This window comes from Streptomyces sp. NPDC048507 (genome assembly GCF_043199995.1).
GTDB lineage: Bacteria > Actinomycetota > Actinomycetes > Streptomycetales > Streptomycetaceae > Streptomyces.
Genome location: NZ_JBICWZ010000005.1, coordinates 127,740 through 144,989, shown reverse-complemented (window position 1 = coordinate 144,989; position 17,250 = coordinate 127,740). Strand labels below are relative to the sequence as shown.

Genomic DNA, 17,250 nt, shown 5'->3' with positions numbered 1-17,250 from the left:
GAGCGAGGGAATTCAGTTGCGCCGCGCCGTCTGTCCGGGGTCGTTCGACCCCATCACCAACGGGCACCTCGACATCATCGGCCGGGCCTCCCGGCTCTACGACGTGGTCCACGTCGCCGTGATGATCAACCAGTCCAAGAAGGGCCTGTTCACGGTCGAGGAGCGGATCGAGATGATCCGCGAGGCCACCGCCGGCTACGGCAACGTCGAGGTCGAGTCCTTCCACGGGCTGCTCGTCGACTTCTGCAAGCAGCGGGACATCCCCGCCATCGTCAAGGGCCTGCGCGCCGTCAGCGACTTCGACTACGAACTCCAGATGGCCCAGATGAACATGGGACTGTCGGGCGTCGAAACGCTGTTCGTGCCGACCAACCCGACCTACAGCTTCCTGTCGTCCTCCCTGGTCAAGGAGGTCGCGACCTGGGGCGGCGACGTCGCCCACCTGCTGCCCGCACACGTGCACGCGGCGCTGACCGAGCGGCTGCGCGCGAAGTGACCCGGCGGCGGCCGGACCGGGCTCACCCGGTCCGCGCCGCGCCCGCGTCCGGTGGCCCTACAGTCGTCTCGTCAGCGGTCCCGTCCGGCACAGGACCCGTCCGAGGCAGAGAGAGTGCGAGCCCCCATGGACGTACAGAAGAAGCTCGACGAGATCGTCGCGGCCGTCGGCGGCGCCCGGTCCATGCCCATGTCGGCTTCCTGCGTGATCAACCGCTCGGAGCTCCTCGACCGGCTGGAAGAGGTGCGCGAGGCCCTGCCCGGCTCGCTCGCCCAGGCCCGTGAGCTGATCGGCGGACGCGAGCAGATGGTCGAGGAGGCCCGGCGCGAGGCGGAGCGGATCATCGAGTCCGCCCACGCCCAGCGGGGCTCGCTGATCTCGGACACGGAGATCGCCCGCCGCTCGCAGGCCGAGGCCGACCGGATCCTGGCCGACGCGCGCCGGGAGGCCGAGGAGATCCGGGCCGAGGCGGACGACTACGTCGACAGCAAGCTCGCCAACTTCGAGGTCGTGCTCAGCAAGACGATCGGCTCGGTGGACCGCGGCCGCGAGAAGCTCCTGGGCCGCGGCCCGGGGCTGGACGAGCAGGGCTTCGCGGACTCGGACGCCCCCGAGCGCAGCCACGACCCGCAGGTGCAGCGCCAGCAGGCGGACGCGTACGTGGACACCAAGCTGGCCACCTTCGAGGCGGTGCTCGCCAAGACCCTGGAGGCCGTCGGCCGGGGCCGCCAGAAGCTGCTCGGCCGGGTGCCCACCGACGACCTCGGGGCGCACATGGCCGCCCAGGACGCGGCCGGCGCCGCCGGTGTCCGCCCGTCGAGCGACGCGGACTTCCTGGCCGGCCTCGCCGAACCGGGCCCCGAAGCGGTCCGCGCGCAGATCCCGGCGCAGGCGCAGCAGCCCGCACCGCAGTACGACGCGTACCCCTATCCGCAGCAGCAGGCCGTCCACCAGCAGGACGGCTACGGCTACCAGGACCCGTACGCCGGCCAGCCCTACGCGGCCCAGCAGCAGCCCGACGCCTACGCGGCCTACCAGCAGCAGCCGGATCCGTATGCCGCCTACCAGCAGCCCCAGGCCCCTCAGCAGGCGCAGCAGATGCAGCAGATGCACCAGCAGCCGCAGCAGCAGCCCGCGCTCGACGAGACCAGCTTCTTCGACACGAGCATGATCAACCTGGACCAGCTGCGCCAGTACGAGCAGGGGCGCTGATCCCGGATTGGGCTCAGAGCGAAGCGCCGGGTATCCTGGCTCTTCGGTCGCGCGTATGCACCGCGATCCATGCTGCCCGTAAGCGTCGTCCGCTTGTGGGGCAGGACTTTGATCTTCAGCGATCTGTGAAAGCAGGAACGGCCCTGAATACCCGCCTCGACCCCCGCAACCCCCTCGTGTTCGACACGCACGAGCTGGGTCGGCGTCCTGGTGCCATGCAGCGGCTGTCCAGCGAGATCGAGACCCCGGCGGACTTCGGTCTGCTCGGAGTCATCGGAGTGCCGGAAGGCGCGCCGCTGAAGCTCAAGCTCCGCCTGGAGTCGGTCATGGAAGGGGTGCTTGTCACAGGCACCGCCCGTGCATCGGCCGTGGGGGAGTGCGTAAGGTGTCTGGAGACCGTCGAGCGCGAGCTCAAGGCGGACTTCCAGGAGATGTTCTCGTACCCTGACGCCGACGACCGGAACCGCTCTCACGCGGAGCCGGCCGACGACGCCGAGGACGACGAGGACACGCTCTTTCTCGAGGACGGCTTGTTCGACCTCGAACCCCTGCTGCGCGACGTGGTGGTGCTCGCACTGCCGCTGCAGCCGGTGTGCCGGGAGGACTGTCTCGGACTGTGCCCCGATTGCGGGCTCAGCCTGAACGACGACCCGGACCACCACCATGACGCCGTCGACATCCGTTGGGCGGCATTGCAAGGACTCGTCGTGACCGATCAGGACGACGAGAAGGACAACATGAGCGGCACTGCGTCTGACGGAGTTCAGAGCGCCGCCGAGAAGCAGGAGAAGTAGCCGTGGCTGTTCCGAAGCGGAAGATGTCGCGCAGCAACACGCGCCACCGCCGGTCGCAGTGGAAGGCTGCGGTCCCCACCCTGGTTTCGTGTGAGCGTTGCCAGGAGCCGAAGCTCCAGCACATTGCGTGCCCGAGCTGCGGCACCTACAACAAGCGCCAGGTCCTCGAGGTCTGAGCGGCTGGTGAGAGGCGCAATGTCTGAGCTGTCCAACGCTGAGAAGCAGGCAGACAGTAACAACGCGGCCTCGTCCCACACGCTTCTGGAAGGGCGGCTCGGGTATCGACTCGAGACCGCCCTTCTGGTGCGTGCACTGACCCACCGTTCGTACGCGTACGAGAACGGCGGTCTGCCCACCAACGAACGCCTGGAGTTCCTCGGGGACTCCGTGCTGGGCCTGGTGGTCACGGACACGCTGTACACGACCCACCCCGACCTGCCCGAAGGCCAGCTGGCCAAATTGCGGGCCGCGGTGGTCAACTCACGTGCACTTGCGGAGGTCGGGCGTGGCCTCGAACTCGGCTCCTTCATCCGGCTCGGCCGGGGCGAAGAGGGCACGGGCGGCCGGGACAAGGCTTCCATCCTCGCCGACACCCTTGAAGCGGTGATCGGCGCGGTCTACCTCGATCAGGGCCTCGACGCGGCCTCGGAGCTGGTCCATCGGCTCTTCGACCCGCTCATCGAGAAGTCCTCCAACCTCGGGGCCGGCCTGGACTGGAAGACCAGTCTCCAGGAGCTCACGGCGGCCGAAGGCCTCGGCGTACCGGAATATCTGGTCACCGAGACCGGACCGGACCACGAGAAGACCTTCACAGCTGCCGCTCGCGTCGGTGGTGTCTCGTACGGCACCGGCACCGGCCGCAGCAAGAAGGAAGCGGAACAGCAGGCGGCGGAGTCCGCGTGGCGCGGGATCCGCGCCGCCGCGGACGAGCGGATCGCGGCAGCAGCCGCGGCCGCCGCCGCCTCGGCGGAGGTCCCGGCCACGGCCGTGACCGAAGCCGGGAGCGAGGACGGCGGGGCCCCGGCTCCGGCCGGCCCCGCGCCGCAGGCCTGACGCTTCCTTCGGGACGCTTCACCGCCCCGCCCCCTGCCTGGCAGGGGGCGGGGCGGACCCGTTTCCGGGGCCCGGAGCGGGGCCGGTAGGCTCGGCGGCAGCGACCGGATCCGTGTCACCCCGGAGGAGAAACCGTGCCCGAGCTGCCCGAAGTCGAAGTGGTGCGGCGCGGCTTGGAGCGGTGGGTGGCCGGGCGCACCGTCGCCGCGGTGGAGGTGCTCCACCCCAGGGCCGTACGCCGCCACCCGGCGGGCGGGGCCGATTTCGCGGCCCGGCTGGCCGGCCGGACCATCGGCGTCCCGATGCGGCGCGGCAAGTACCTGTGGCTGCCGCTGGACGGGCGCGACCTGTCCGTCCTCGGGCACCTAGGGATGAGCGGGCAGCTGCTGGTGCAGCCGGCCGGCGCCCCCGACGAGAAGCACCTGCGCATCCGGATCCGCTTCGCCGACGCCACCGGGACCGAGCTGCGCTTCGTCGACCAGCGGACCTTCGGCGGGCTCTCCCTGCACGAGACCGTGCCCGGCAGCGCCGAGGGCCTGCCGGACGTCATCGCGCACATCGCCCGGGACCCCATGGACCCGCTGTTCGACGAGGGCGCCTACCACCTCGCGCTGCGGGCGAAGCGCACCACCGTCAAGCGGGCCTTGCTGGACCAGTCGCTGATCAGCGGCGTCGGCAACATCTACGCCGACGAAGCCCTGTGGCGCGCGAAGCTGCACTACGAGCGCCCCACCGGCACCCTCACGCGCCCCCGGAGCACGGAACTCCTGACCCACGTGCGGGAGGTCATGGGCGCCGCCCTGGCCGTCGGCGGCACCAGTTTCGACAGCCTGTACGTGAACGTGAACGGCGAATCCGGGTACTTCGACCGGTCCCTGGACGCGTACGGGCGCGAGGGCGAGCCCTGCCGCCGGTGCGGCACGCCGATGCGGCGCCGGGCCTGGATGAACCGGTCGAGCTACTTCTGCCCGCGCTGTCAGCGGCCGCCGCGCGCGGCGTCGTAGACCGTCCGGGCGGCGAGGACCTCGTCCATGCCGCCCTCCACGAAGCGGATCAGGGAGAGCAGGCGGTCGGCGACCTCGCGGCCGAGCGGGGTGAGCTCGTAGTCGACGCGGGGCGGGTTGGTGGGCTGCGCCTCGCGGTGGACGATGCCGTCCCGCTCCAGTGCGTGCAGGGTCTGGGAGAGCATCTTCTCGCTGACGCCCTCGACGCGGCGGCGCAGCTCGTTGAAGCGGCAGGGGCCCTCGCGCAGCGCGCCGACGGTGAGGCTGCCCCAGCGTCCGGTGACGTGTTCCAGGGTCTCCCGGGAGGGGCAGGCGCGCGCGAAGACGTCGAACGGCAGGTCGGCCGCGTCGGTCCCGGTACAGGCAGGTGTCTCCATGAGGATAAGCCTACTCCCAGGTAGCGCTAACTGTCTGCTTGCGCTTTCCAAAAGTTAGTGTTTCTCTTCTCTCGTCGCACCGCCGCCGCTCCGGCGCACCGCGGCGCACCCGAACCGCTTTCGAGGAGTCCCGCCATGTCCACCATCGCCGCCCCCGTCGTCTCCATCGCCTACCACTCCGGCTACGGGCACACCGCCGTCGTCGCCGAAGCCGTACGGGCGGGCGCCGCCGCCGCGGGGGCAACGGTGCACCTGATCAAGGTCGACACGATCACCGAAGCCGAATGGGACCTGCTCGACGCCTCCGACGCGATCGTCTTCGGCTCGCCGACCTACATGGGCACCGCCTCGGGCGCCTTCCACGTCTTCGCGGAGGCCACCTCGAAGCGCTGGTTCGGCGACGCGTGGCGGGACAAGGTGTCCGCGGGCTTCACCAACTCCGCCTCCAAGGCCGGCGACAAGCTCAACACCCTGCAGTTCTTCCAGATGCTCGCCTCCCAGCACGGCATGAGCTGGGTCAACCTGGGCCTGAAGCCGGGCTGGAACTCCACCACCGGCAGCGAGTACGACCTCAACCGCCTCGGCTTCTCCTCCGGCGCCGCCGCCCAGACCAACTCCGACGAGGGCCCCGAGGGCGTCCACAAGGCCGACCTCGCGACCGCCGAGCACCTCGGGCGCCGCGTCGCCGAGCACACCCGCGTGGTCGTGGCGGGCCGCGCCGCCCTGGCCGCCGCGCTCTAGAAGCCGAAGTCCTGGGTCCACCAGGGGCCGCCGTCGGCGAAGTAGACGCCGACGCCCAGGGTGCGGAATTCGCAGTTGAGGATGTTCGCCTTGTGGCCCGGGCTCTTCATCCAGGCGTCCATCACGGACGCGGCGTCACCCTGTCCGCGGGCGATGTTCTCGCCGCCGAGGCCGCCGATCCCGGCGTTGTCCGCCCGCTTCCAGGGGGTGTTCCCGTCCGGGTCGGTGTGGTCGAAGAAGCCCCGGACGGCCATGTCCTTGCTGAAGGCCCCGGCCAGCGCGGCCAGCGGCGGGTTCGCCCGGACCGGGACGCACCCCGCCTGGGCCCGTGCCTGGTTCACCAGGGTGAGGACGGCGGCCTCCTCCGCGGCGTCCCCGGTGCCGGGCTTCGGCGCGGCGGGGGTGGTGGGCGCGGGGGCCGGGGGCTTGGGCGCGACCGGCTTCGGGGGCGCGGGCTTCGTGGTCGCCGGGGCCGGGGCCGGGCTCTTCTCCGCCGCGGCCTCCGGCTTCTTGACCTCGGGCTTCGCGGCCTCCGGCGTCCCGGGCGCGGGGGCGGCCGAGGGGGTCGTGGAAGGCGTCGGTGAGGCCGGGGCCGAGGGGGACGCCGGGGCCGGGGAGGTCGCGGAGGGGCTGCCCGTCCCGGTTCCCGGCTCGGGGGCGGAGGAGGCGCGGCCGGACAGGTTGGCCAGGCCGCCCTGCTGCTCGGCGTCCGATCCCTCCCGGCTCGGGGCGGGCTTCGCCCCGGCCCGCGCGTCCCCGCCGGAGTCCGTGCCGACGTAGGGGAAGGAGCCGCCGACCGGCACGAAGCCGGTCGTCACGGCGGCCGTACCGAGGGCCACCGCCACGGACACGCCGAGCAGGCCGCCCCGCACGACGGTGCGGCGACGGCCGCCGGGGCGCGGCGTGGTGTCGAGTCGGTGGCGTCCCATCGGCGGCGTGCCTTTCCTGCAAGATCGAGCTCCTCACCCGAACGGGTGAGTCATTGGTGGGGGACTGTAGCCGATGAGCCATGGGGGGCGATGTGCTCGAAAAGTGTTTGCCCGGTTAGCGTTCATGCATGAATGAAGATGTCCGCCTGACCGCCTGGGTACGCGGCCGAGTACAGGGAGTGGGCTTCCGCTGGTTCACCAGGGCCAACGCTTTGGAGATCGGCGGCATGGCCGGCTTCGCGCTCAACCTCGACGACGGACGAGTGCAGGTCGTGGCCGAAGGTCAACGTGAGAATTGCCACCGGCTGCTCGACTGGCTCCGCTCCGCCGACACGCCCGGACGAGTGGACGGTGTGACAGAGATATGGGGCACACCGCGCGGCGGTTACGACGGGTTCGCGATCCGGTGACCGATCGACCGATCATGGTCTGATCGGATCGCGGGACGGTGCGCACCCGGTCGGAACTGCGCATTCGTCGCCGACGCGTTGCCCGGGAGCCCGATCCGTGGAAGGCTCGGAGACGAGGCTGATCTCCCCGCCACCGCCGCGGGCCGGGCCGCCCGCCGATACGGGGCGTGATCGTGTTGACCGTCAAACTTTTTGGTGAGACGCTGGAAGCCCCGCGCACCTGTAGCTGTTTGGCAGTGTTGGCAGTAGTAAGCGCAGTGACTGACAGTCGCTGCCGGACATCCGCGGGTGCGATTCCCTCACGACCCACACCGCTTCGGTCGGTCACTCAGTGTGGAGGACCATCCATCATGGCAAAGGCGCTTCTCGGTTACGTCGGCGGTTCCGATCCGCGACTCCTCGCCGAGATGCGACGGCTTCAGCAGCGCGTCCAGGACCTCGAGTCCGAGCTCGGACGGATCCAGTCCGAGAACGACGCACTGAACGCTGCCGCCGCTCAGCACGGAGACTCGCTGCTGGACAGCATTGACCTCGACGTACCCCAGGCGGAGCCTGCGCTCACCTGATCCGCGCGCTTACCCGTCGCTCGACTCCAGCCCCGCAAGATCTGCAAGGGACGCTCCGGCGTCCCTTCTTTCTTTCACCGCCGCAGCCCCGCCGCGAGCCGCGTACGCCCAGGTGGGGGCCGCTTCCTTTAACGTCTGATCTGCCCCCGCCTTCGAGGGCGAATCCCAACGTGAAAGGTAGAGTCCGGCGGCGTGCACCTCAAGTCCCTGACCCTGCGCGGCTTCAAATCCTTTGCCTCCGCGACCACCCTGCGGTTCGAACCGGGCATCACCTGTGTCGTGGGCCCGAACGGATCCGGCAAGTCCAACGTGGTCGACGCGCTGTCGTGGGTCATGGGGGAGCAGGGAGCCAAATCCCTGCGCGGCGGCAAGATGGAAGACGTCATCTTCGCCGGCACCACGGGCCGCCCCCCATTGGGGCGGGCCGAGGTCTCCCTGACCATCGACAATTCCGACGGCGCGCTGCCGATCGAGTACGCCGAGGTCACGATCACGCGGATCATGTTCCGCGGCGGCAGCAGCGAATACCAGATCAACGGGGACACCTGCCGGCTCCTCGACATCCAGGAGCTGCTCTCCGACTCCGGCATCGGCCGCGAGATGCACGTCATCGTCGGCCAGGGCCAGCTCGATTCCGTGCTGCACGCCGACCCGATGGGCCGCCGCGCCTTCATCGAAGAGGCCGCCGGGGTACTGAAGCACCGCAAGCGCAAAGAGAAGGCGCTGCGCAAACTCGACGCGATGAAGGCCAACCTCGCACGGGTGCAGGACCTGGGCGACGAGCTGCGCCGCCAGCTCAAGCCCCTGGGACGACAGGCCGCCGTCGCCCGGCGGGCCGCGGTCATCCAGGCCGACCTGCGCGACGCGCGGCTGCGGCTGCTCGCCGACGACCTCGTCGCGCTGCGCGGCGCGCTCGACGCGGAGGTCGCCGACGAGGCCGCGCTGAAGGAGCGCAAGGAGGCCGCCGAACGGGCCCTCGCCGAGGCGCTGGACCGCGAGGCCGGCCTGGAGGAGTCGGTGCGCCGCCTCGCGCCCCGGCTCCAGCGGGCCCAGCAGACCTGGTACGAGCTCTCGCAGCTGGCCGAGCGGGTGCGGGGGACGGAGTCCCTCGCGGTGGCGCGGGTCAAGAGCGCCTCGGCGCCGCTGGAGGAGGAGCGGCGCGGCCGCGACCCCGAGGACCTGGAGCGGGAGGCCGCGCGGATCCGGGAGCAGGAGGCGGAGCTGACGGCCGCTCTGGAGGCGGCCGAGCGGGCGTTGGAGGACACCTCCGAGCACCGGGCCGAACTGGAGCGGGCCCTCGCCGGGGAGGAACGCCGGCTGCGGGACGCGGCGCGGGCCCTCGCCGACCGCCGCGAGGAGCTGGCCCGGCTGACGGGGCGGCTGGGCGCGGCCCGCTCCCGGGCCGGCGCCGCCCAGGCCGAGATCGACCGGCTGGTGGCCGCCCGGGACGAGGCGCGGCTGCGGGCGGAGGGCGCCCGGGAGGAGTACGAGGCGCTGGCCGAGGAGGTCGGCGGGCTGGAGGACCCCTCGGTGGAGGGGGAGTACGAGCGGGCGCGGGCCGGGCTGGCCGGGGCGGAGGCCGCGCTGGCCGCCGCCCGGGAGGCGGTGACCGCCGCCGAGCGGTCCCGGGCGGCGGTCGCGGCCCGGCGGGAGGCGCTCGCGCTGGGGCTGCGGCGCAAGGACGGAACGGGGGCGCTGCTTGCCGCGCGCGAGCGGCTGGCCGGAGTGCTGGGGCCGGCCGCGGAGCGGGTCACGGTCGTCGCGGGGTACGAGGTCGCCGTGGCGGCGGCGCTCGGGGCCGCCGCCGACGCGCTGGCCGTCGTCTCGCCGGGGTCGGCGGCCGAGGCCATCCGGCACCTGCGCGAGACCGACGCCGGCCGCGCCACCTTCCTGATCACCGGACCCCGCACCCCCGCGGTCCCGCCCCAGCCCGCCGCCCCGGACCCGGACCCGGCCGCGGTTCCCGCCCCGGACCCGGACCCGGCCGCGTTTCCCGCCCAGGCCCAAGGCCCGGACCTGACCGACGGCCAGGACCCTGACCCGTGCCAGGGCCAGAGCCAGGGCCAGGGCCGGGACCAGGACCAGGACCAGGGCCAGGGCCTGAGTCTGGGCCAAGGCCAAGGCCAAGGCCAAGGCCAGCGCCGGGGCCAGGGCCGGGACCAGGACCAGGCCCTGAGTCTGGGCCAGGGCCAGGGCTTCGGTCAGGGGTCGGGTCGGGCTTCGGAGCCCGGGCTCGCCGCGGGGCCGGTTCCGGTGGCGGGAGAGGGGCTGCTGCCCGGGGGCGGCGGGCGGGCGGCCGCGGTGGCGCCGGACGCCGCGCGGCAGACGTGGGTGGAGGCGGCCCGGTTGGTGGCCGGGGACGCCGGGGCGCGGGAGGCCGTGGCCCGGGTGCTCCGGGACCACGTGGTCGTCGGCTCCCTGGAGGAGGCCGAAGCCGTGGTGGCCGCACACCCCGGGCTCGTCGCGGTGACCGCCGACGGCGACGTCCTCGGCGCACACCTCGCCCACGGCGGCTCCGCCGGCGCGCCCAGCCTGATCGAGGTGCAGGCCGCGGTGGACGAGGCGGCCGCGGAACTGGAACGGCTCGACGGCGAGTGCCGGGAGCTGGCCGGGGCCCAGGACCGGGCCCGGGGGCTGCGGGACGCGGCGGCGGCCCTGGCCGAGGAGCTGGCCGAGCGGCGCCGGGCCGGTGAGCAGGCCAGGGCCGGGGTCGCCCAGCAGCTCGGGCGGCTGGCCGGGCAGGCGAAGGGGGCCCTCGGCGAAGCGGAGCGCACCGCCCGGGCCGTGGTCCAGGCCGGCGAGGCGCTGGAACGCGCGCGGGCCGACGTAGCGGAATGCGCCGAGCGGCTCGCGGCGGTGGAGGAGATGCCGGCCGAGCGGGAGCCCGACACCGGCGCGCGGGACCGCCTCGCGGCCGACGGGGCGAACGCGCGGCAGACCGAGATGGAGGCCCGCCTCCAGCTGCGCACCCACGAGGAGCGGGTCAAGGGCCTGGCAGGCCGCGCGGACGGTCTCGACCGCGCGGCCCGGGCCGAGCGCGAGGCCCGGGCGCGCGCCGATCGGCGCCGGCTGCGGCTGCGCCACGAGGCCGAGGTGGGCCGGGCAGTGGCCGACGGCGCCCGGCAGCTGCTGGCGCACCTGGAGGTGTCGATCGGCCGGGCGGACCGGGAGCGTACGGCGGCGGAAGGGGCCAAGGGGCGCTCCGAGCGTGAGCTCGGCGAGGCCCGCGGCCACGGCCGGGACCTGAAGGCCGAACTCGACAAACTCACCGACTCGGTGCACCGCGGCGAGGTGCTCGGCGCCGAGAAGCGGCTGCGGATCGAACAGCTGGAGACGCGGGCGCTGGAGGAACTGGGCGTGGAGCCGACCGCGCTCGTCGCGGAGTACGGCCCCGACCAGCCGGTGCCGCCGTCCCCGGCGGCCGAGGGCGAGGCCCTTCCGGAGGACCCCGGTGATCCCCGCAACCGGCCCGGCCCCTTCGTCCGGGCGCAGCAGGAGAAGCGGCTGAAGACGGCCGAACGGGCCTACCAGCAGCTCGGCAAGGTCAACCCGCTCGCACTGGAGGAGTTCGCGGCACTCGAAGAGCGGCACAAGTTCCTCAGCGAACAGCTGGAGGACCTGCGCAAAACGCGGGCCGACCTCCTTCAAGTGGTGAAGGAAGTGGACCGGCGGGTCGAGGAGGTGTTCACCGAGGCCTACCGGGACACGGCCCGGGAGTTCGAGGGGGTCTTCTCGCGCTTGTTCCCCGGCGGAGAGGGAAGGCTGGTGCTGACCGATCCCGACGACATGCTGGCGACCGGGGTGGACGTGGAGGCCCGCCCGCCGGGCAAGAAGGTCAAGCGGCTGTCGCTGCTCTCGGGCGGCGAGCGGTCGCTGACGGCCGTGGCGCTGCTGGTCTCCATCTTCAAGGCGCGGCCCAGTCCGTTCTACGTGATGGACGAGGTCGAGGCGGCCCTGGACGACACCAACCTCCAGCGGCTGATCCGGATCATGGCGGAGCTGCGGGAGAGCTCGCAGCTGATCGTCATCACGCACCAGAAGCGGACGATGGAGGTCGCGGACGCGCTCTACGGGATCTCTATGCAGGGCGACGGGGTCTCGAAGGTGATCAGCCAGCGCCTGCGGTGATCCTCCTTCTGCGTTCAGAAACTGAAGTCAACCTGCCCCACCGTGCGGATTTCATGACTTTCACATCCGCTATTGACTTCAGGAAATGAACGAATAGGCTCGCTCCGCTGTCTCCCGGCTTCCGGTGGTGCCCGATCTTGACCTGTGCGCCACTAGGAGAACGGACGAACCCCCCACGGAGCACACCTTGACCAGCAGCACAGCGAAGGCACCGACGCCCGGCGGCGCAGGCTCCGGGCAGCCCGACCACCTCGGGCACGTCATCTTCATCACCGCCGCCGCGGCCATGGGCGGATTCCTCTTCGGCTACGACAGTTCCGTCATCAACGGAGCGGTCGAGGCGATCCGGGACCGGTTCGACGTCGGCTCCGCCACCCTCGCCCAGGTGATCGCCGCCGCCCTCATCGGCTGCGCCCTCGGCGCCGCCACCGCCGGCCGCATCGCCGACCGGATCGGCCGTATCCGGTGCATGCAGATCGCGGCCGTCCTCTTCACCGCGAGCGCCATCGGCTCGGCCCTGCCGTTCGCCCTCTGGGACCTCGCCGTGTGGCGCGTCATCGGCGGCTTCGGCATCGGCATGGCCTCGGTGATCGGCCCCGCCTATATCGCCGAAGTCTCGCCGCCCGCCTACCGCGGCCGGCTCGCCTCCTTCCAGCAGGCCGCCATCGTCATCGGCATCGCCGTCTCGCAGCTGGTCAACTGGGGCATCCTCAACCTCGCCGGCGGCGACCAGCGCGGCGAGATCGCCGGCCTGGAAGCCTGGCAGTGGATGCTCGGCGTCATGGTCGTCCCGGCCGTGCTCTACGGCCTGCTGTCCTTCGCCATCCCCGAGTCCCCGCGCTTCCTCGTCTCGGTCGGCCGCATGGAGAAGGCCAAGACGGTGCTGCGCGAGGTCGAGGGCGAGGGCATCGACGCCGACGCCCGGGTCCGCGAGATCGACAGCGCCATCCACTCCGAGGTCAAGTCCACCTTCAAGGACCTCCTCGGCGGCCGCTTCGGCTTCCTGCCGATCGTCTGGATCGGCATCGGCCTGTCGGTCTTCCAGCAGCTCGTCGGCATCAACGTGATCTTCTACTACAGCTCCTCGCTGTGGCAGTCGGTGGGCATCGACCCGAGCTCCTCGTTCCTGTATTCCTTCGAGACCTCGGTCGTGAACATCATCGGTACGGTGATCGCGATGCTCTTCGTGGACCGGATCGGCCGCAAGCCGCTGGCCCTCATCGGCTCCGTGGGCATGGCGATCTCCCTCGGGCTCGCCGCCTGGGCCTTCTCCTACAAGGACACCAGCGGCGGCGAGATCGCCCTGCCGCACGCCCAGGGGCTCGTCGCCCTGATCGCGGCGAACTGCTTCGTCCTCTTCTTCGCCCTCTCGTGGGGCGTGGTGGTCTGGGTGCTGCTCGGCGAGATGTTCCCGGGCCGCATCCGCGCCGCCGCCCTCGGCGTGGCCGCCGCCGCCCAGTGGATCGCCAACTGGGTCATCACGGTGTCGTTCCCGACCCTCTCGGACTGGAACCTCTCCGGCGCCTACGTCATCTACGCGGTCTTCGCCGTGCTCTCGATCCCCTTCATCCTCAAGTGGGTGCCGGAGACCAAGGGCAAGGCGTTGGAGGAGATGGGGTAACCATCCCCCGCCACCACCCCTCTCCTCCACGGGTGCTGCCCCGGCTCAGTCCTTGAGCCGGGGCAGCACCCGTTCGCACAGCAGCTGGAGGCTGCGCCAGCCCTCGTCCACGGGCATCCCTCCGCACAGCGGGTGCAGCACCAGGTTCCCCGTCTCGCCCGCGCTCCGGGCGTACGCCACCGCCTCGTCCGGGGTCAGCACCCGGTAGACGCCCTCGGCGCGCAGCTCGGCCACCGAGCGGGCGCCCGAGCGCACGGCGCTGCGGATGTCCTTGGACTGCCAGGAGGCGTACATCCCGGCCTCGTGCAGGAACCGTTCCCCGTACTGGGCCCAGACCCGGTCCGGGTCCTCGGCGATGTGCAGCAGCGGGGTCTCGGCGGCGGGCATCATGCAGAACCCCTCGGTGCCGTACTCCGCCAGCCGCGCCCGGTAGTAGGCCTCCAGCTCCGGCAGGTGGGCGCTGGGGAAGAAGGGCAGCCCGAGCCGGGCCGCGCGCCGGGCCGCGGCCTCGGAGCTCCCGCCGACCAGGAGCAGGGGGTGCGGCCGGGTCAGGGGGCGCGGGGTGACGCGTACGGTGCGGCCGCGGAAGACGAAGGGTTCGCCGGTCCACGCCTTCAGCAGGGTCTCCAGCAGCTCGTCCTGGAGGCGGCCGCGCCGGCCCCACTCCACGCCCTGCTGCTCGTACTCCTCGGGGCGGTAGCCGATGCCCGCCACCGTCACCAGCCGGCCGCCGCTCAGCAGGTCCAGCACCGCGATGTCCTCGGCGGCCCGGAGCGGATCGTAGAGCGGGCCGATGATCGCCGAGACGGTGACCGCGATCCGGCGGGTGGCGCCGAACACCGCGCCCGCGAAGGCGAAGGGGGAGGGCAGCCAGTTGTTGGCGGTGCCGTGGTGCTCCTCCGTCTGGATGGTGTCGATCCCGCGGTCGTCCGCGTACTTCGCCATCTCCAGGGCCGCCCGGTAGCGGGCGGAAAGGGTCTCGGGAGTGCCGTTCGGGTCGACCAGATTGAACCGGGCCACGGTGATGGGCATGGGGCGGTCCCCCTTCGCCGGAGGTGGGTGGGCGGGCGAAGGGGGACGCTAGCTGACGAAGCGTCAGTTGGACAGGGATCCGACCGGCTCGGGCTCCTCGGCGGGCCCCCGCCCCGCAGGGGCCGCGGTGCGCGGCAGTACGGCGTACAGCACGCCGGAGGTCAGGACGCCGGTCACCCAGCCGAGGCCGTTCTCGCCGATCCAGGTCGAAGCCAGCGGCCCGCTGAACCAGTCCACCTTGGTGAACAGCAGCCCCGCCACCAGGGCGGATCCCCAGGCCGTCATCGCCTGCCAGGCGAATCCGCCCCGGTACCAGTAGGCGCTGCCCGGGGTGGTGTCCAGCAGGGCGGCGCCGTCGTAGGAGGTGCGGCGCAGCATGTCCACGCCGAAGACGCCGATCCAGGCGGAGAAGGCCACGGCCAGCAGGGTCAGGAAGGAGATGAAGGAACCGAAGAAGCTGGTGGCGACGACCATCAGCAGGAACCCGCAGACGAGGCTGATGACCGCGTTGACGCTGACCGCCCAGGCGCGGGGGACCTTGATGCCCAGGGTCTGGGCGGTGAACCCGGCCGAGTACATGGACATCGAGTTGATCAGCAGCATGCCGATGAGGGCGATGAGCAGGTACGGGACCGCGATCCAGGTCGGCAGCAGCTCGCCGATGAAGGAGACCGGGTCCTGGGCCGTGGCCAGGTCCGGAGTGCCGACGGCCATGACCGCGCCCATCAGCACCATCGGCAGGACGACCACGCCCGCGCCGCCGATCGTCGCGCCGACCAGTCCCCTGGAGGAGGCGGTGCGGGGCAGGTAGCGGGTGAAGTCCGGGCCGGAGGGCACCCAGCTGATGCCGCCCGCCGCGATGGTGCCGATGCCCGCGATCATCATCGCCGTCGAACCGGCCGGCTTGCCGAAGACGGCGGACCAGTCGGTGGTGAAGAGCAGGTAGCCGAGGACCAGCACGCTGAACGCGCCGAACAGGTACGTCGACCACTTCGAGCAGACGCGCAGCGCGTTGATGCCGAGTCCCGAGACCACGAAGGTGCAGCCCACGAAGAAGAGCAGGGTGATGACGATGAGGGGGGTGTTGCTCTTGATGCCGAAGAGCAGATCGAGGACGGTCAGCACGGCATAGGCGCCGCTGACGGCGTTGATCGTCTCCCAGCCCCAGCGGGCCACCCAGATCAGGGCGCCCGGGAAGAGGTTGCCGCGCTGGCCGAACACGGCCCGCGAGAGGGCCATGCCGGGCGACCCGCCGCGCTTTCCGGCGATGGAGATGAGGCCGACCATCCCGTACGAGACCACGGGGGCGGCGACCGCGACGACGAGCACCTGCCAGATGTTCAGCTTGTTGAAGATCACCAGTCCCGCACCCATGGTGAGCAGCAGCACGCTGATGTTCGCGGCCACCCAGGTGGGGACGAGCTCGCGGACCCGGCCGCCGCGCTCCGCGTCGGGGACGGGCTCCAGACCGCGGGTCTCGACGGAGGTCTCTTCGGCAGGCATGCGGTACTCCGGTGGGGGAGGGTCGGGGCAAGTCGTCCATCATCGTAGATTTGTCGTTAAAACAACAAATAGAGGCTTACGGCCTGGTGGGAACATCCAAGGTCCGAGGTCCGGGGCGGCTCGTGGCCGATACTGGGGTGGTTATGGAAATCCTGATCCTTGCTGTAGTCATCGCCCTGGTCGCGGTCGGCGCGATCAGCGGGCTCGTGGTCAGCAGCCGCAAGAAGAAGCAGCTGCCCCCCACGGCGCCGCCGAGCACGCCGACCATCACTGCCCCGCCTGCCGAACCGCAGGTGGGGGAGGACGCCGTAGAGACGGCGCAAGAGCCGCGCCGCACCATCGAGGAGGTCGGGCTCCCGGAGGCGGAGCCGGCCACCGAGTCGCCGGTCGCCATCGAGGACCCGGTGGTCGCGGCGCCCGAGATCGAGGTGCCCGAGCCCACCGCCGGCCGCCTGGTCCGGCTGCGCGCCCGGCTCGCCCGGTCCCAGAACTCGCTCGGCAAGGGACTGCTCACGCTGCTCTCCCGCGAGCACCTCGACGAGGACACCTGGGAGGAGATCGAGGAGACCCTCCTCATCGCCGACGTCGGTGTCGCGCCCACCCAGGAGCTGGTGGAGCGGCTCCGCGAGCGGGTCAAGGTGCTCGGCACCCGGTCCCCCGCCGAGCTGCGCGCGCTGCTGAAGGAAGAGCTGGTGACCCTGCTGGGCACCGACTTCGACCGTGCCGTGAAGACCGAGAGCGGCGTCGACACCCCGGCCGTCGTGATGGTCGTCGGCGTCAACGGCACCGGCAAGACCACCACCACCGGCAAGCTGGCCCGCGTGCTCGTCGCCGACGGCCGCAGCGTGGTCCTCGGCGCCGCGGACACCTTCCGCGCCGCCGCCGCCGACCAGCTCCAGACCTGGGGTGAGCGGGTCGGGGCGCGCACCGTGCGCGGCCCCGAGGGCGGCGACCCCGCCTCCATCGCGTTCGACGCTGTCAAGGAGGGCATCGCCGAGGGTGCGGACGTCGTGCTCATCGACACCGCCGGCCGCCTGCACACCAAGACCGGCCTCATGGACGAGCTCGGCAAGGTCAAGCGGGTCGTCGAGAAGCACGGCCCGCTGGACGAGGTGCTGCTCGTCCTCGACGCCACCACCGGCCAGAACGGCCTGACCCAGGCGCGCGTCTTCGCCGAGGTCGTCGACATCACCGGCATCGTGCTGACCAAGCTCGACGGCACCGCCAAGGGCGGCATCGTCATCGCCGTCCAGCGCGAGCTGGGCGTTCCCGTCAAGCTCATCGGCCTCGGCGAGGGCGCGGACGACCTGGCCCCCTTCGAGCCGGAGGCGTTCGTCGACGCCCTCATCGGCGACTGACCGGCGACTGAGGCCCGGCTCCGGGA

At 71.8% G+C, this 17,250-nt stretch carries 16 protein-coding genes; 12 read left to right on the top strand and 4 right to left on the bottom strand.

Going from position 1 to position 17,250, the window contains the following annotated elements:
• Positions 1-16 precede the first annotated feature (16 nt).
• The 6 genes from coaD (at position 17) to mutM (ending at position 4,559) form a co-directional block, all read left to right on the top strand.
• On the top strand, positions 17-496 hold the full coding sequence (gene coaD, locus ACGFXC_RS16645) for a pantetheine-phosphate adenylyltransferase (RefSeq protein WP_393713791.1): 480 nt from the start codon (positions 17-19) through the stop codon (positions 494-496).
• 126 nt (positions 497-622) lie between these two features.
• Positions 623-1,708 carry a cell division initiation protein gene (locus tag ACGFXC_RS16640; RefSeq protein ID WP_393713371.1) on the top strand — a complete coding sequence of 362 codons (1,086 nt, stop codon included), beginning with the start codon at positions 623-625 and terminating at the stop codon, positions 1,706-1,708.
• A gap of 143 nt (positions 1,709-1,851) precedes the next feature.
• Positions 1,852-2,502 (top strand): YceD family protein, encoded by a 651-nt coding sequence (locus ACGFXC_RS16635; protein WP_393713789.1) that lies wholly within the window; start codon positions 1,852-1,854, stop codon positions 2,500-2,502.
• 2 nt (positions 2,503-2,504) lie between these two features.
• On the top strand, positions 2,505-2,678 hold the full coding sequence (rpmF, locus tag ACGFXC_RS16630; RefSeq protein WP_003965982.1) for a 50S ribosomal protein L32: 174 nt from the start codon (positions 2,505-2,507) through the stop codon (positions 2,676-2,678).
• Positions 2,679-2,697: 19 nt separating this feature from the next.
• Entirely contained in the window at positions 2,698-3,555 is an 858-nt protein-coding gene (gene rnc / locus ACGFXC_RS16625) for a ribonuclease III (RefSeq protein ID WP_393713369.1), read from the top strand.
• A gap of 134 nt (positions 3,556-3,689) precedes the next feature.
• Positions 3,690-4,559 (top strand): bifunctional DNA-formamidopyrimidine glycosylase/DNA-(apurinic or apyrimidinic site) lyase, encoded by an 870-nt coding sequence (gene mutM / locus ACGFXC_RS16620; RefSeq protein WP_393713367.1) that lies wholly within the window; start codon positions 3,690-3,692, stop codon positions 4,557-4,559.
• Here mutM and ACGFXC_RS16615 read toward each other — a convergent pair.
• Positions 4,532-4,936 carry a winged helix-turn-helix transcriptional regulator gene (locus tag ACGFXC_RS16615; RefSeq protein WP_393713366.1) on the bottom strand — a complete coding sequence of 135 codons (405 nt, stop codon included), beginning with the start codon at positions 4,934-4,936 and terminating at the stop codon, positions 4,532-4,534. The genes mutM and ACGFXC_RS16615 overlap by 28 nt on opposite strands.
• A gap of 135 nt (positions 4,937-5,071) precedes the next feature.
• On the opposite strand from ACGFXC_RS16615, the gene ACGFXC_RS16610 reads away from it, so the two are divergent.
• Positions 5,072-5,677, top strand: coding sequence for a flavodoxin family protein (locus tag ACGFXC_RS16610; RefSeq protein ID WP_393713364.1), 606 nt, complete (start codon positions 5,072-5,074; stop codon positions 5,675-5,677).
• Here the strand turns inward: ACGFXC_RS16610 and ACGFXC_RS16605 are convergent.
• On the bottom strand, positions 5,674-6,606 hold the full coding sequence (locus ACGFXC_RS16605; RefSeq protein WP_393713362.1) for a CAP domain-containing protein: 933 nt from the start codon (positions 6,604-6,606) through the stop codon (positions 5,674-5,676). The genes ACGFXC_RS16610 and ACGFXC_RS16605 overlap by 4 nt on opposite strands.
• Positions 6,607-6,734: 128 nt before the next feature.
• Here ACGFXC_RS16605 and ACGFXC_RS16600 point away from each other — a divergent pair, with 128 nt between their 5' ends.
• The 4 genes from ACGFXC_RS16600 (at position 6,735) to ACGFXC_RS16585 (ending at position 13,331) form a co-directional block, all read left to right on the top strand.
• Complete coding sequence (locus ACGFXC_RS16600; RefSeq protein WP_362131584.1) at positions 6,735-7,016, top strand: acylphosphatase; 282 nt, start codon at positions 6,735-6,737, stop codon at positions 7,014-7,016.
• 350 nt (positions 7,017-7,366) lie between these two features.
• Positions 7,367-7,582 carry a hypothetical protein gene (locus ACGFXC_RS16595; RefSeq protein ID WP_030227372.1) on the top strand — a complete coding sequence of 72 codons (216 nt, stop codon included), beginning with the start codon at positions 7,367-7,369 and terminating at the stop codon, positions 7,580-7,582.
• A gap of 192 nt (positions 7,583-7,774) precedes the next feature.
• Positions 7,775-11,710 carry an AAA family ATPase gene (locus ACGFXC_RS16590; protein WP_393713360.1) on the top strand — a complete coding sequence of 1,312 codons (3,936 nt, stop codon included), beginning with the start codon at positions 7,775-7,777 and terminating at the stop codon, positions 11,708-11,710.
• A gap of 187 nt (positions 11,711-11,897) precedes the next feature.
• Entirely contained in the window at positions 11,898-13,331 is a 1,434-nt protein-coding gene (locus ACGFXC_RS16585; protein WP_393713358.1) for a sugar porter family MFS transporter, read from the top strand.
• 45 nt (positions 13,332-13,376) lie between these two features.
• Here the strand turns inward: ACGFXC_RS16585 and ACGFXC_RS16580 are convergent, their stop codons facing one another.
• Together ACGFXC_RS16580 and ACGFXC_RS16575 are read right to left on the bottom strand one after the other, a co-directional pair.
• Complete coding sequence (locus ACGFXC_RS16580) at positions 13,377-14,363, bottom strand: LLM class flavin-dependent oxidoreductase (protein ID WP_393713356.1); 987 nt, start codon at positions 14,361-14,363, stop codon at positions 13,377-13,379.
• A 63-nt stretch (positions 14,364-14,426) separates the two neighbouring features.
• Positions 14,427-15,866: a cytosine permease gene (locus ACGFXC_RS16575; protein ID WP_393713354.1), complete on the bottom strand. Its 1,440-nt coding sequence runs from the start codon at positions 15,864-15,866 to the stop codon at positions 14,427-14,429.
• A 143-nt stretch (positions 15,867-16,009) separates the two neighbouring features.
• Here ACGFXC_RS16575 and ftsY point away from each other — a divergent pair, with 143 nt between their 5' ends.
• Complete coding sequence (gene ftsY / locus ACGFXC_RS16570; RefSeq protein ID WP_393713352.1) at positions 16,010-17,224, top strand: signal recognition particle-docking protein FtsY; 1,215 nt, start codon at positions 16,010-16,012, stop codon at positions 17,222-17,224.
• The last annotated feature ends 26 nt before the right edge of the window (positions 17,225-17,250 follow it).